General features: G+C 63.6%; 12 protein-coding genes and 1 tRNA gene. 2 read left to right on the top strand and 11 right to left on the bottom strand.

Annotated elements, in window-relative coordinates; genetic code table 11:
- Window positions 1–12: 12 nt before the first annotated feature.
- From putP to NFH98_RS13265, 4 genes are all read right to left on the bottom strand, one after another.
- Entirely contained in the window at window positions 13–1,491 is a 1,479-nt protein-coding gene (putP, locus tag NFH98_RS13280; RefSeq protein WP_045994400.1) for a sodium/proline symporter PutP, read from the bottom strand.
- A gap of 209 nt (window positions 1,492–1,700) precedes the next feature.
- Window positions 1,701–4,892 carry a bifunctional proline dehydrogenase/L-glutamate gamma-semialdehyde dehydrogenase PutA gene (gene putA, locus NFH98_RS13275; RefSeq protein WP_349622850.1) on the bottom strand — a complete coding sequence of 1,064 codons (3,192 nt, stop codon included), beginning with the start codon at window positions 4,890–4,892 and terminating at the stop codon, window positions 1,701–1,703.
- Between the two features lie 180 nt (window positions 4,893–5,072).
- Window positions 5,073–5,897 (bottom strand): AraC family transcriptional regulator, encoded by an 825-nt coding sequence (locus NFH98_RS13270; RefSeq protein WP_124803941.1) that lies wholly within the window; start codon window positions 5,895–5,897, stop codon window positions 5,073–5,075.
- 68 nt (window positions 5,898–5,965) lie between these two features.
- Window positions 5,966–6,337 carry a hypothetical protein gene (locus NFH98_RS13265; RefSeq protein ID WP_045994420.1) on the bottom strand — a complete coding sequence of 124 codons (372 nt, stop codon included), beginning with the start codon at window positions 6,335–6,337 and terminating at the stop codon, window positions 5,966–5,968.
- 385 nt (window positions 6,338–6,722) lie between these two features.
- On the opposite strand from NFH98_RS13265, the gene NFH98_RS13260 reads away from it, so the two are divergent.
- Entirely contained in the window at window positions 6,723–7,646 is a 924-nt protein-coding gene (locus NFH98_RS13260; RefSeq protein WP_349591382.1) for a YeeE/YedE thiosulfate transporter family protein, read from the top strand.
- 115 nt (window positions 7,647–7,761) lie between these two features.
- On the opposite strand, the gene NFH98_RS13255 is transcribed toward NFH98_RS13260, so the two are convergent.
- The 6 genes from NFH98_RS13255 to NFH98_RS13230 all read right to left on the bottom strand — a co-directional run bounded on the left by NFH98_RS13255 (window position 7,762) and on the right by NFH98_RS13230 (window position 11,900).
- Complete coding sequence (locus NFH98_RS13255; RefSeq protein WP_045994404.1) at window positions 7,762–8,169, bottom strand: DUF1090 domain-containing protein; 408 nt, start codon at window positions 8,167–8,169, stop codon at window positions 7,762–7,764.
- A 230-nt stretch (window positions 8,170–8,399) separates the two neighbouring features.
- Window positions 8,400–8,473 (bottom strand) — tRNA-Gly (locus tag NFH98_RS13250).
- A 164-nt stretch (window positions 8,474–8,637) separates the two neighbouring features.
- Window positions 8,638–9,891: a methyl-accepting chemotaxis protein gene (locus NFH98_RS13245; RefSeq protein ID WP_349622849.1), complete on the bottom strand. Its 1,254-nt coding sequence runs from the start codon at window positions 9,889–9,891 to the stop codon at window positions 8,638–8,640.
- Window positions 9,892–10,270: 379 nt separating this feature from the next.
- On the bottom strand, window positions 10,271–10,615 hold the full coding sequence (locus NFH98_RS13240; protein ID WP_045994407.1) for an AzlD domain-containing protein: 345 nt from the start codon (window positions 10,613–10,615) through the stop codon (window positions 10,271–10,273).
- Window positions 10,612–11,337, bottom strand: a complete 726-nt coding sequence (locus tag NFH98_RS13235; protein ID WP_045994408.1) for an AzlC family ABC transporter permease — start codon at window positions 11,335–11,337, stop codon at window positions 10,612–10,614. Before NFH98_RS13235 ends, NFH98_RS13240 begins: the two co-directional genes overlap by 4 nt.
- Window positions 11,334–11,900, bottom strand: coding sequence for a helix-turn-helix domain-containing protein (locus tag NFH98_RS13230; RefSeq protein ID WP_045994409.1), 567 nt, complete (start codon window positions 11,898–11,900; stop codon window positions 11,334–11,336). Before NFH98_RS13230 ends, NFH98_RS13235 begins: the two co-directional genes overlap by 4 nt.
- Window positions 11,901–12,016: 116 nt before the next feature.
- Between NFH98_RS13230 and NFH98_RS13225 the strand changes: the two genes are divergently transcribed.
- Window positions 12,017–12,691, top strand: coding sequence for a metallophosphoesterase (locus tag NFH98_RS13225; protein WP_349622848.1), 675 nt, complete (start codon window positions 12,017–12,019; stop codon window positions 12,689–12,691).
- Between the two features lie 546 nt (window positions 12,692–13,237).
- Here the strand turns inward: NFH98_RS13225 and NFH98_RS13220 are convergent.
- Complete coding sequence (locus NFH98_RS13220; protein ID WP_045994411.1) at window positions 13,238–13,660, bottom strand: CBS domain-containing protein; 423 nt, start codon at window positions 13,658–13,660, stop codon at window positions 13,238–13,240.
- Window positions 13,661–13,678 lie beyond the last annotated feature (18 nt).

Genomic DNA, 13,678 nt, shown 5'->3' with positions numbered 1-13,678 from the left:
GATCACTGACGATCAGGCGTCTTCCAGGGTGTCGAACTGCTCGGTGATCTCCTTGCTCGGCTCGGCAGTCATCAAGCTCACCACCACGATCGCGATGTAGGCGAAGATCACGCCGGGCACGATCTCGTAAAGATCGAACAGGCCGCCGGACATCTCGGCCCAGGCCACCACGGTGATACCACCGACCACGATACCGGCCAGCGCGCCCCACTGGTTCATGCGACGCCAGTACAGCGACATGATCAGTGCAGGACCGAAGGCGGCGCCGAAACCGGCCCAGGCGTAGGACACCAGTCCCAGTACCGTGGAGTCCGGGTTCATCGCCAGCAGGTAGGCGATGACGGCGATGCCGATGACCGCAAAGCGGCCGACCCAGACCAGCTCGGACTGGCTGGCGTCGGGGCGGAACAGCGCCTTGTAGAAGTCATCGGTCAGGGCAGAGGACGACACCAGCAGCTGGGAGTCGGCGGTGGACATGACCGCAGCCAGGATGGCGGCGAGCAGCACACCGGCGACCAGCGGATGGAAGATGGCGTTGACCATGACCATGAAGATGGTCTCGCCGTCACCCAGGTCGCGGGTCATGTAGACCAGGCCCAGCAGACCGACCGCCATGGCGCAGACCAGGCACAGGCCCGACCAGGTCACGGCGATGCGACGGGCGGCGGGGATGTCGGCTTCGGAGCGGATGGCCGCGAAACGCGCCAGGATGTGCGGCTGGCCGAAGTAGCCAAGGCCCCAGGCCAGCGAACTGATGATGCCGATGGCGGTCAGGGTTTCACCGGTGGACGCATCGACGAACCAGCTCAGCATGTCGGGGTTCTCGGCCAGGATCTGCTGGCCACTGCCGCTGAAGCCACCCAGTTCGGTCAGGGCGATGACCGGCACGACCAGCAGCGCCGCCGCCATCATCAGACCCTGGATCAGGTCCGTCCAGGAGACCGCCAGGAAGCCGCCAAAGAAGGTATAGGAGATAATGGCCAGCGTACCGACGGTCACCGCGATGGTGTAGTCGAAGCCGAATACCGTCTCGAACAGCTTGCCGCCGGCAACCAGGCCGGAGCTGGTGTAGAACAGGAAGAACAGCAGGATGAAGACCGCCGAGATCACCCGCAACAGCGGTGCCTTCTCGCGAAAGCGCTTGGCGAAGAAGTCCGGCAGGGTCAGGGCGTCATTGGCCTTGAAGGTGTAGACGCGCATGCGCCGGGCGACGATCAGCCAGTTGAGCCAGGTGCCGATCAACAGGCCCACGGCGATCCAGGAGGCCGACAGACCGCTGACGTAGGCCGCACCGGGCAGACCCAGCAGCAGCCAGCCCGACATGTCCGAGGCGCCGGCAGATATCGCCGACGTCCAGGGGCCAAGCGAGCGGCCACCAAGGATATAGTCGGACAGATTGGTGGTGCGCTTGTAAGCAATGATACCGATGACCAGCATCAATATCAGATACAGCGCGAACGTGATGCCAATGGTGGCGTTGTTTTCGACCATGGGAGCGTTCCTTGTGGTTTTTGTCGTGGGTGGTTGGCGTTCTCAAGTCACCGGCTCTGTGTCGAGCGCGATGATCTCCCCGTGTGGGCGCGGTCGTCACGCGCGTCCCTGCGATCCGGCGCTCCCCTCGGGGTAGTGGGTGAGCGCCGGTTGCCGACGATGCGCCGACCGTCGGGTGAGTGCGTTGGACCAGCAGGCCAGGACCTGACTTACTCGTCCCCTAGCGCCAGCAGCGAGGCGTTGCCGCCGAGTGCCGCCGTGTTGTTGGTCACCGTCTTCTCGGTGGCGAAACGCAACAGGTAGTTGGGGCCGCCGGCCTTGGGGCCGGTGCCGGAGAGCCCCTGACCGCCGAAGGGTTGAACGCCTACGACAGCACCAATGATATTGCGGTTGATGTAGACGTTGCCAACGCGCACTTTCCGCGCTATTTCATCGGCAAAGGATTCGTTGCGGCTGTGCACGCCGAAGGTCAGGCCATAACCACGCGCGTTGATCGAGGCGATCACCTTGTCGAGCTCGTTGGACTTCCAGCGCACCACGTGCAGCACCGGGCCGAACTGTTCACGCTCGAGCGCATCGATACCATCGATGGTGAAGGCCGCCGGGGCGACAAAGGTGCCTTCACTGGTGTGCTCGGGCTTCAGCGGCGTTTCGCTGATCAGACGTCCTTCACCCTTCAGCCGATCGATATGCGCCTGCAGGTCCTTGCGCGCGTCCTCGTCGATCACCGGGCCTACGTCGGTGCCGAGGTCGCGTGGGTCACCCACGTGGAGTTCGGCCATGGCGCCGTCGAGGATCTCCAGCACACGGTCGGCGACGTCGTCCTGCAGGTAGAGCACCCGCAAGGCCGAGCAGCGCTGTCCGGCGCTCTGGAAGGCCGAGTGGATGACGTCGGCGACGACCTGCTCGGGCAGGGCGGTGGAGTCGACGATCATCGCGTTCATGCCGCCGGTCTCGGCCACCAGTGTCGGCAGCGGCGCATTCTCACGCTCGGCCAGGGCGCGGTTGATGATCTGGGCGGTATCGGTACCGCCGGTGAAGACCACCCCGGTGATCCGCGAATCGCCGGTCAGCACGCTGCCCACGGTGGGGCCGTCGCCGGGCAGCAACTGAACCACTTCACGCGGCATGCCGGCCTGGTACAGCAGCTCGACCACCCGGTGGGCAACGATCGACGTCTGCTCGGCGGGCTTGGCCAGCACGGTATTGCCGGCCACCGCGGTGGCGACCATCTGGCCGCAGAAGATTGCCACCGGGAAGTTCCACGGGCTGATCGCGGCGAACACCCCCTTGCCGCCCATGTGCAGACGATTGGACTCGCCGGTGGGGCCGGGCAGCTCGGTGGGCTCACCGAAGATCTCCTCGGCGCGCACCGCATAGTAGCGACAGAAGTCCACCGCTTCGCGGATCTCGTCGACGCCGTCGGTCAACAGCTTGCCACCTTCACGCGAGCACAGCGCCATCAGCTCCGCCAGGTGCTCTTCCATCAGGTCGGCGAAGCGCCTCAGGATGTCGGCGCGCTCCTTGACCGGGGTGACCTCCCATGCCGGGAAGGCAGCCCAGGCCGCGTCCACCGCCCGCTCGGTCTGTTCGCGGGTGGTCCACTGCACGCTACCGACCACCTGGCGACGGTCGTAAGGACTGGTGACTTCGTGGGTCTGGGCGGGGTCCTCGGCGACCTCGAAGGCCAGCAGCGGACGCGCCTGGTAGCGGGTATCCATGTGCTTGCCCATGGCCTCCATCAGCGGCCGGTACTGGCTGTTGATGGTCAGGTTGACGCCGCGGGAGTTGGGGCGGTGCTCGCCATAGATGTCGCGAGGCAGCGGAATCTGGGGATTGGACAGGCTGTCGAACTGTCGCAGTGTCTCGATGGGATGGACGCACAGCGACTCCACCGGCACCTTGGGGTCCACCAGCTGATGCACGAAGGAGGAGTTGGCACCGTTCTCGAGCAGTCGGCGAACCAGGTAGGGCAGCAGGTCCTTGTGGGCGCCCACTGGGGCGTAGATACGGCAGTAGGTGCCTTCAGGTGCACGCTTTAGCGCGGCATCGTAGAGTGCCTCGCCCATGCCGTGCAGGCGCTGGAACTCGAAGGCTCGGCTGGTGTGGTTGGCCTGCTCGAGGATGGTGGTGATGGTATGGGCGTTATGGGTGGCGAACTGCGGGAAGATGCGACCCTTGGTGGCATCGGACAGCAGGAAGCGCGCGCAGGCCAGGTAGGCCACATCGGTGGATGCCTTGCGGGTGAACACCGGATAGCCGTCGACGCCGAGCTGCTGGGACTCCTTGATCTCGGTGTCCCAGTAGGCGCCCTTGACCAGACGCAACGGGATCTCGTCACCCTGGAAGTCGGCCAGACGGTTGAGGTAGTGCAGCACCGGCAGGGCGCGCTTGGAGTAGGCCTGCACCACCAGACCGAAGTGGCCCCACCCGCGGCAGATGTCGCTCTCGTAGACGGCGCGGAAGACCTCCAGCGACAACTCCAGGCGGTCGACCTCCTCGGCGTCGATGGTCACCGCCACGTCATTGTCCCGGGCCAGTTTGGCCAGCTCCTTGACGCTGCCCACCAGCTCCTCGAGGACCTGTTCGCGGCGGCCGAACTCGTAGCGAGGGTGCAGCGCGGACAGCTTGATCGAGATCGACGGTGCCGGCGTCCTGTCGCCCAGGTTGCGGCTGGTCTTGCCGACCTGGCGGATGGCGGTGGCGTAGTCGTCGAAGTAGCGGCCGGCATCACGCCGGGTACGGGCGGCTTCGCCCAGCATGTCGTAGGAGTAGGTGTAGCCCTTGTCGAACAGCGGCTTGGAGCGCTTGAGCGCTTCGTCGATATCACGCCCCAGCACGAACTGCTTGCCCATCACCTTCATGGCTTCGACCATGGCCCGGCGAATGACCGGCTCGCCCATGCGGTTGACCATCTTGTTGATGAAACCGCTGGGCTTGCCATCCTTGGGCTTGTCCAGGCTCACCACTCGGCCGGTCATCAAAAGGCCCCAGGTGGAGGCGTTGACCATCCAGGACTCGCTCTTGCCAAGGTGGGCCTTCCAGTCGGCCGGGCCCAGTCGATCTTCGATCAGTGCATCGGCGGTGGCCTTGTCGGGGATGCGCAGCATCGCCTCGGCCAGACACATCAGCATCAAGCCTTCGTGGGTATCCAGGCTGTACTGCTGCAGCAGCTCGTCGATGGTATCGACGGCGGTGTCCATCTCGCGCACTTCGCGCACGAGAGAAGCCGTCTTGTCGGCGACGCGCTCGATGTGCTCGTCCTTGCCATCGATCAGCTTGATCAATTCACTTACGAAGGCGTCTTCTTCGACCACGTAGTGATCGCTGATGCGCGCAAAGAGTGTATCCAGATCCTGCTGCCAGGTGGAGTTGTCGAGCATATTGTTGGCGTTGAGCATGTCAGTCCCCAAATGGTGAACCGCCGCGGGCGGAGAAAGGGCTTGCCGCAAAGTCGATCGCGGACGTGCAGTCGCGCAATCCGGGCATGTTGGCAAGCCTAGGTTGCATGCCTCTTCCATGCTTGCCAAATGCACCGAAGGATTTGGCAAATCCACGGGCGTTATCGACTAACCCTAGCTTTAATGTGCCGATTTGGCAGTCAGATGGTGGAGATTCGGTGACGAAATCTCGCTGACATGACGTCGCGTCTGGCTGGGAGGATGGCCGTAATGCTTGCGGTAGGCGCGGGACAGGGCGCTCTGATGGGCGAAGCCGGTGAGGGCGGCGATTTCCGACAACGGCAGGCGACTGCGCATCAGCAGCTGACGTGACGCCTCCAGGCGTCGACGCATCACGTACTGCCAGGGTGACAGGCCCGTCTGGGCGCGGAAGCGTTCGGTAAAGTGGGTTTCGCTGAGGCAGGCGAAGGCCGCCAGATCGGCGACCTTGAAGCGGCGCGCCAGGTGATCGTCGATGTAGCGATCGAGCGCGCGCAGGTCGATGCGCCGGTGGTGCATCGCGCCGGTTTCATCGCCGGCCAGACGCGCATGCAACGAGCCCAGCAAGGTGGTCGCCAGGCGTTCCTGATGCAGGGCAGGGACGGGGCCCTCGAGCGCCAACTGATTCATTTCGGCCACCACGAAACCCAGGAACTGTTTCAGAGGCGCGTCCAGGGTAAAGAAACGTGGCGCGTCGAACAGCCTTGCCAGTTCATGATGATGGCCGGTGAGCGCCAGGGCGTCATCGGGAAGGTCGAGGATCAGTTGGCGGTTGTTGCCGGTGCCGGCGTAGTAGTGGAGGTGGTTGGCGGGCACGATGCAGCCGCAGAATGCCTCGATGGTGCCGCCAAGGCCTTCGATGTCGAAGTCGGCGCGCCCGGCCAGGGCGATCACGATCTGATGGTAGTCGTGGGAGTGATGCCGGGTCGCGGTGTCCAGAGGGATCTGCCTGATGGCGCTGCTCATCGGGGGGCTCCCGCAGGCGGTAACGAGGACGTCATCATACCCGATGGGTACAGGATTCTCACTGACTGTCAGTCCCCCCTGGGCTGCTCCCTGAGGCGGATACGAGCGGCCAGGTGGTCGCGCAGTGCACGCAGGTCCTCCTGTCCGGCGCTGTCCAGCAGGGCCTTGCCCCGGGTCACCCGGCCAAAGCGCCCGTGTTCATCGACCAGGCTGCGAGCGCGGCGTCGGACGCCGTCCAGGTACTCGTCGTGGCGAATCGGATAAAGGATGACGGCATTCCATTCATCTTCGCCAACTGTGCTGTCGAGAGCACGGTCGAACAGGTCAAGCAGGTGCTGTGGCTCGGTGCGGTATCGTGGCGTGCCGGACAGCATCAACACCGCGAGCACCGCGACGAAGACGACCAGACAGACGACGAACACGAGCAGAAACAAGGACAAGGTCATGGCACGGTAGATCGCTTGAAACGGGAAAGGACGGCTGATCGCAAGGCTCTCACATCCAGCCGCACATGTCGCGGGTCCCGATCTGCGTTGACGCTGGTGTGGTGGCAAGGGCGTTCATTGCATATTGTTACATTATGGATGGATGTGAGGCCGCACGACGTCGAGATCGTCGTCGGGGTGACGGTCTGTTCGGCCATCTGCCGCGACACCAGCTCAGAACCCCGTTCTGAACAGAAAGGAATGCAGAGAGGAATGCCGAGAGTAGAGGGACACCGGGCAATAGCATGGCGTGCCGGCCAATATCGCACCATCGCCGGCCATGATCGTCAGATAGTGTTCCGTCCTTGTATTTCCGGAACCGTGTAAACGAGGAGATGTGATGGCTCTGTTGGTCTCCCTGCTGCTGGCTGTCGCGTTGGGGTGGCTCGCCCAGCGTACCGGTCTTTGCATGGTGCGTGCGGTTCAGGGGATACGCATGTGGCGGCCGGGTCTGTTGCTGACCATCGTCGGCTGCGGCGTCTGGTTCTGGCTTGCCAGCCCCCTGTTCATCCATTTCCCTCTTGGCGAGGTGCTCAGGCGTCACGCGATCGGGTGGCCCTTCGCTGTCGGTGGGCTGCTGTTTGGCCTGGCCGCGGCGGTCAATCATGGCTGTTCGATCTCGACCCTTTCCGCCCTGGCGCGGGGGCAGTGGCACATGCTCGCCACCATTCTGGGCTGGGTGCTGGGTTGGTGGATGCTGTATCTGGGCGCCCCTGATATCTCCTACACCCGTCTGGCGACGATCTTCACGCCGGCCTGGTGGCTGGTACTGAGTATCGTCGCAGTCTCGCTGCTGGCGATCTGGCGGCTGTCGCCTGCTCACCGCCGTATCTACGCGGGTGTCATGGTGTTCGGCGCGGTAGGCGGTCTGTTGGGCGTGCTGGAACCACTGTGGTCACCGAGCCAACTGATTCGAGACGTCACCGAGCGTCCTCTGGCAATGGACATGGCCGTCGCCTGGCCTAGCCTCGGACGCGTCCTGATCAGCGTCGCGATCCTGGCGGGAATGCTGGTAGCGGCGCGAGCCCACTTCCGACCGGGCGAGTATCAGGGGTCCCTCGGGCGCTGGATGAAGCATCTGCTGGCCGGAATCTTGATGGGCATCGGCGCCTCGCTTGCGCTGGGTGGCAACGATCTACAGCTATTGATCGCGTTGCCGGCCGGCTCGCCGGGAGCGGTCGTCGCCCTGATCTGCATGATCGCCGGCATCTGGATCGGGCTCGCCATCGAGGAGCGCTGGGAGCGACGCCAGGACCGGGACTAGGCGCGGCCAATGGCGGTCGGCAAGCATCCCGACAGCCGATTGTCAGACTGGCGGTGCGACCAGCGCTTGACGCTCTGCGGCTGGCACTGTCCCTCGAATGTCAGCCGTACAAGGTTCAACTGGCCGACGGCAGCAGCACCTTGAGCGCGGCGATGCGAGCGTTGAGCACCTCGATGGCGACCTCGAGAGCCTCGCGTTTACGCGTTATCTGGCCGATATCACCTTCGTCGAAGGCCTCGTTCAACTCCTGCTGGCGCTGTTCCACCATCTGCTGACCCTCACGTACGCGTGACTCGGCCTGGCTGAGCACGTCTTCGCTGGTGCAGCCGCTTCGGACACCATCCAGGGCGAGTTCCAGTTCATTCACCCGTGCGGTGTCCTCGGCATGACGAGCGAAGGCGAGGTCATGCTCGAGTGCCTGCGCGCGCTGATCGCAGCTATCCCTCGAACCATCGGCCATGGCAAGTGTGCTCAGCAGCAGCCAGACAGGCGTCAGCAGCAGGGTGTGGCGATAAAAAGGCATACGGCGTCCCCACGACTTTATGATTGTGGCGCCAGCCTAGCGTGCGAAAACCGAGCTTGAACAGGGGCCCATCGAAGGGGGGCGTAGTCTTTAAGTATGAGGCCGATTCAGCGGTAGCGGCATGAATGGCGACATGCCGGGGCTCGCAGTACCCGGGGCGCTGAACAGGCAAGGCCAAAGCACGAGACAGTGCTCGAAAACGACGCCTGATCGCAGGATGGGGGGAGGCCTGGAGCGGGTGAAGGGAATCGAACCCTCGTCTTAAGCTTGGGAAGCTTCTGCTCTACCATTGAGCTACACCCGCAAGGCGTTTTTGATAGTAATCTCCGTTGGTTACGCCTTGCAAGCAAAAGGCTCGCGCGGCGTGATTTTCGTCAACCGGACGAGCCCGGAGCCACGCCGCAGTCATGTGGCTTGTAGTGGCGACAATGACTGCGGTGCGGTATTGGTGCCTATCACACGCCACGATCAGAGCTTGCGAATCGCCGCCGAGACGTTGTGGGCGCCGTCCAGGATCTCGCGTATCACCAGTTGCGCCTCGCCGACCCGTTGCTGGCTGAGGTCACTGCGGGTGGCCACCTCGGTGATCTTCTGGTTGGCCAGTCGAATGCGTTGGTTGTTGTCGTTGAGCACCTGGGTGATCTGCTCGGCGGCGCGGGTGGAGCCCTGGGACAGTTCGCGAACCTCCTGGGCCACCACCGCAAATCCGCGGCCATGCTCGCCAGCGCGCGCCGCTTCGACCGCCGCATTCAGCGCCAGCAGGTTGGTCTGCTGGGCGATCCGCGAGATGGAGTCGGTTATGTTGTTGATCGCTCGCGTCTGCTCCTCCAGGGCGGCCACGATGGCTTGGGTCGCCTTGATCTCGTCGGCGGCCTGGCGTGAGGACTCTACCGCTTCTTCGAGTTGGCTCAGACCATTGGCTGCGATGGTCTCGGTCTGTTCGGCACTGACTCGGGCGGACTCCACGGCACTGCGAGCGGCATCTTCGGCCTCGACAGAGCGGGTGATGTCGGTGGCGAACTTGACGACGCGTGTCACCCTGCCGTTTTCGTCGATCACCGGGTTGTAGGTGGCCTCGAGCCAGACGGTGCGCCCACTGGCGGTCACGCGTCTGAAGCGCCCCTGCTTGAAAGTGTTGGCGGCCAGTTCTTGCCAGAAGTCGGGGTGATCCCGGTAGAAGGCGTCGTCGCAGAATATCCTGTGGTGCCGTCCAAGGATGTCGTCGAGACGATAGCCCATGGTGGTCAGGAAGTTGCCGTTGGCACGCAGTATTTCGCCTTCCGGTGTGAATTCGATCACCGCCATGGACGCGTCGAGGGCGCTGAGCACAGCATCCTGACCGGACGCCGCAAGGCGATCGTCGGTGACGTCATTGGCAATCTTGAGAATGTAGTGAATCTTGCCTCGAGCGGAGCGCACAGGAAGGTAGGTCGCCTCCAGCCATAACGGATTGCCATTGGCGTCGATGCGGCGAAAGGTGCCGGTTTTCGACTGGCCGTCCGCCAGCCCCCGCCAGAATGCCTCGTAGGCGGGGTCCTGATGCACCTCTGGCGGGCAGAACATGCGGTGGTGCTGGCCGCGTATCTGATCGAGCCGATAGCCGACGGTGGCAAGAAAGGCATCACTGGCTTCGCGGATGGTGCCGTCGGGACGAAAGACAATACAGGCGGTGTGGCTATTCAGTGCGCGATACAGGGCGCTTATTCTTCTGGCCGATACCATCAAGTTACCTCGGGAGTGGAAGGTGCTGGGAGCAAGGTCGAAGCAGGTTCTTGTTTTTTCTTTTTAAAATGCCTTTTCCATCCTGGAGCCGGCACTGGAGCCGAACGAGTATCGGCCGATATCGCGCGAGCTTTAGTATCTTGCGGGCATAAATGAGGGAGAGCGCCTGGCCGCGCAGGAAAAGCCTGCGGGTCAAACGATGGAACACGGCGAGTTGGGGGCAGGAAGGCAGCGGCCCGCCACCATTCGGTGCGGGCCTGACGGAAATAGGCACAGGGAAAGGCAAAGGCAAAGGCAAGACCGCTTGGGTTGCGGACAGCAATACCCGGTAGGCCTTTTAGGGTCAGCGTCAACTTGAGTGTCAGCGTCGACTTGAGTGTCAGAGCGAACCGGCCAATACCAGCGTCAGTCCGTAGGCGGCCACGCCGGCAGCGACCGGCCAGCCCAGCGATCGCGTTCGATACCATACCGCCAGCGTCGCCAGTACCCCCACGCCAGTGGCGCTCCAGCTGGCGATGCTCGGCTGTGCTGGTACCAACGAGACGCCCAGCACGGCGGCGATCATCAAAGGCCCCAGCACCGACAGCCACTGCGGCATCGGTTCGACGCTGTCTTCCGTCTGGCGCTCGGCGAGACGACGGCGCATCCATATCAGGGGCGCCATTCGCATCAGCAGGGTGCCCAGGGTGGTCGCTACCACCGCCATCCACAGCGTAGTGGTCATGATCGACTCCTTGTGACCGGTGAACGTTTGACGATAAAGAAGCACAGTGCGCCGCACAGAGCCGCCAGGGGGATGCCGGCATTGGCCACCCCCAGCACCGCCAGCAGGGCGCCTGCGGCGATGGTCACCAGGGTCGCCAGGCCCCAGCGGAAGCTGGACAGGCGAGGCACCACCAACACGAGAAACAGGGCAGGCAGGGCAAAGGGCATCACCTCGCCCAGCAGCGGCCAGCGTTCCACCACCCATTCGCCCCCCAGTGCACCCACGGCGGTACCGGCGATCCAGGCCAGCCAGGCCAGCAGGGCGGCGCCGGTGTACCAGCCAAGCCGAGCCGCCTCCGGCAGTTGCGGCAGACGCGTCAGCGCCAGGGCGAAGACCTGGTCGGTCAGACCGTGCATCAGTGCAGGCCACCAGCGGCTCGTGCTCATCGAGGCGGCAAGGTTCGGGGCGTAGACCACGTGGCGAACGTTGATCAATAGGGTCATGGCGACCACCAGCCATAGAGGAGCGCCACCTGCCACCATGCCGACGAACACGAACTGGGAGGCGCCGGCATAGATCAGGGTAGAGATGGCGACGGCTTCCCAGGCACTGAAGCCCGCCTGGACGGCTACCAGGCCAAAGGAGATGGCGATGGGGATATAGCCGCCGAGCAGCGGGATCGCCTCGCGGACGCCGGTCACCCAGGGGCTGGCACGCAAAGGAGTCGTCGTGGTGGTCATCGAGAGGTTTCCGGTGGATGGTAGACGATGGTCAGGGTGGCGGAAGTGGCCTGGTTGTCGGACGCGTAGAGGTGTGGACGATCCGCCGCGAAGGTGACGCTCTGGCCCGGGCCCAGGGTGTGGCTCTCGTGCTCGGGGCCGGTGGTCAACCGGCCGGAGATCACCGTGACGGTCTCGTGCACGCCCGCGGGGTGCGCTTCGCTGAGCCGATAGACGTCAGGGTCCAGGCGCATCCAGTAGACGTCGACGGCCGGTTGGCTATCGCCCTGATCGATCAACTGGACCTGCACGCCCTGGTCATCCAGCGCCGTGGTCACGGGTTTTATCAGGGTGCCGAAAGGCACCTCGAGGCAGCTCGCCAGGCGCCACAGGGTGTCCAGGGTAGGGTTGCCGTTGCCCTGTTCCAGCCGAGACAGGTTCGACTTGGCGACGCCGGCGTCGCTGGCCAGGCGGGATAGCGACCAGCCACGCAATTGGCGCAGATGCTGAAGATGCCGGCCGAGTGCTTCGGCATGCAGCGTGTCGTCGCTTGAGAAGCTAGCTTGGGAGAAGGGCTCGATCATGAGGTCACTGTTCGGTTGAGCTGTTGTTCCATTTATCGAACGTTCTGTAAAAGGAACATAGGACGAATGTTGCGATGGCGTCAAGCCTGAGCTCGCACTGGGGCGGGAGAAGACTCATGCGCTGTATCCGTCATGGACCAAACCGCAAGGGGCGTGATTACGTCGTCGGTGACGTGCACGGCCAGTACGCCCAGTTGATGGAAGCGCTGGAGAGAGTCGACTTCGATGTCGCCCGGGACCGGCTGTTCTGCGTCGGTGATCTGGTCGACAGGGGAGAGGCATCGCTCGCCTGTCTGACGCTGGCGCTCGAGCCCTGGTGCTTTGCGGTGATGGGCAATCACGAACAGATGGCGATCACCGCCCTGGCCGAAGGCGGAGGAATGGCCTGGGATCTGTGGCAGCGCAATGGCGGCAACTGGGTCTTTCTCGATGGTGTCGAGGAGGCCCGTAGCACCATGAACGCCGCCCGCCCGCATCTTCCGCTGGCTCGGGAAATCGTCGCGGGACATCGTCGCCTGGGCGTGGTGCACGCCGATCCACCCGACGACTGGGGCCAGATCGAGCAGACCCCGGCCGAGCACCTGCTATGGTCGCGGCGTAGATTCCGACGTGACAGCGGCGGCAGCCTGGACTCGACCCGCGTCGAGGGCGTCGATGCGGTGGTGGTGGGGCACACCATCGTCGAGGCACCGCTGTGGCTTGGCAATGTGCTGCATCTGGATACCGGTGCCTGTGCCGGCGGGCGCCTCACGCTGGCCGCTGTTGACGACATCCTTGATGCCATTCCCTGATCGACCTGGCCGGCGGTGCCCGTTGATGGCCGTCGCGTAGTGGCAGCGTCGATCTCTTGCCACAGACCTTGGAACCGACGCAGAACGCTGTGGTCAGTAGGGCGCTTCTCTCACCGCTGTGCACCGTCGGGCCCAGGAGAGGAAAAAAAATTTTCGATGAAAGGAGAACTTTTCTGGTGACGACTGTCATATGTGGTACAGACAGCATGCGCGATGGCAGTCGTTAGCAGTGTTGATCTGGTTTGCTAAATCGATCGTTGCGCCTCATGGCTTCCATGGGGCGTTTTTTTTGCTTTGGCGAAGGTGCTCTCCCTCTCTTCCTTACCTGTGAGCCCGGGGCATATCAGGCATGCTCCATGAACGCCCTTACGGTTTGCACAAGCGCCAGGGTCATCTGGAGGATCGGGGAGGCCGATGCAAGGCGGTGGTGCCAGGCGATGGAGCCAGGCAATGGTGTCAGCGTTGGCGCTAGCGACAGCACGCCCACCGCCGGCATCGTGATGCCGGCGGTGGGCGTCTACAGAAGGCGTTACGCAACAGGAGGGGTCAGGCGCTTCGTTGATGGCGTCGCATGGTGAGCACGGCGGTAAGCACGTCGCGGCGGGTGACGATACCCACCAGTCGGCCCTGTTCGGTGACGGGATACACCTTGGGTTTTGCTCCCAGCATTTCCTGGGCCAGGTCGACGATGCTCTTGGTGGGAGACACCGACAGCACCTCGTTACGCATCATTTCATGGACCAGCGGTGCCTCGTGATCCAGATAGAGGCTCTCGATCACCTTGCCCAGCACGTCCTGCTCGGAGATGAAGCCGATCAGGTGATCGCCGTTGTCCACCACCGGGGCCCCTGGCAATCGGTGCAGAGCGAGACCTTCCGCCAGGGTGGAAATTGAGGTCTTGCCGCTGACGCGGTAGCAGTCCTTGGACATGATGTCCCGGACGATCGATGGAGGTGCCTTGTGTGGCATAACCGCTCTCCTTTGAAG

Source organism: Halomonas sp. H33-56 (assembly GCF_040147035.1).
In the GTDB taxonomy this organism is placed as follows: Bacteria; Pseudomonadota; Gammaproteobacteria; order Pseudomonadales; family Halomonadaceae; genus Halomonas; species Halomonas litopenaei.
Note: the sequence above shows the minus strand (reverse complement) of the source record. Positions and strands in the feature narration are given on the sequence as shown.

Coding starts and splice junctions, on each gene's coding strand:
- putP (WP_045994400.1), bottom strand. CDS start 1,491: ATGGTCGAAAACAACGCCACCATTGGCATCACGTTCGCGCTGTATCTG.
- putA (WP_349622850.1), bottom strand. CDS start 4,892: ATGCTCAACGCCAACAATATGCTCGACAACTCCACCTGGCAGCAGGAT.
- NFH98_RS13270 (WP_124803941.1), bottom strand. CDS start 5,897: ATGAGCAGCGCCATCAGGCAGATCCCTCTGGACACCGCGACCCGGCAT.
- NFH98_RS13260 (WP_349591382.1), top strand. CDS start 6,723: ATGGCTCTGTTGGTCTCCCTGCTGCTGGCTGTCGCGTTGGGGTGGCTC.
- NFH98_RS13255 (WP_045994404.1), bottom strand. CDS start 8,169: ATGCCTTTTTATCGCCACACCCTGCTGCTGACGCCTGTCTGGCTGCTG.
- NFH98_RS13245 (WP_349622849.1), bottom strand. CDS start 9,891: ATGGTATCGGCCAGAAGAATAAGCGCCCTGTATCGCGCACTGAATAGC.
- NFH98_RS13240 (WP_045994407.1), bottom strand. CDS start 10,615: ATGACCACTACGCTGTGGATGGCGGTGGTAGCGACCACCCTGGGCACC.
- NFH98_RS13235 (WP_045994408.1), bottom strand. CDS start 11,337: ATGACCACCACGACGACTCCTTTGCGTGCCAGCCCCTGGGTGACCGGC.
- NFH98_RS13230 (WP_045994409.1), bottom strand. CDS start 11,900: ATGATCGAGCCCTTCTCCCAAGCTAGCTTCTCAAGCGACGACACGCTG.
- NFH98_RS13225 (WP_349622848.1), top strand. CDS start 12,017: ATGCGCTGTATCCGTCATGGACCAAACCGCAAGGGGCGTGATTACGTC.
- NFH98_RS13220 (WP_045994411.1), bottom strand. CDS start 13,660: ATGCCACACAAGGCACCTCCATCGATCGTCCGGGACATCATGTCCAAG.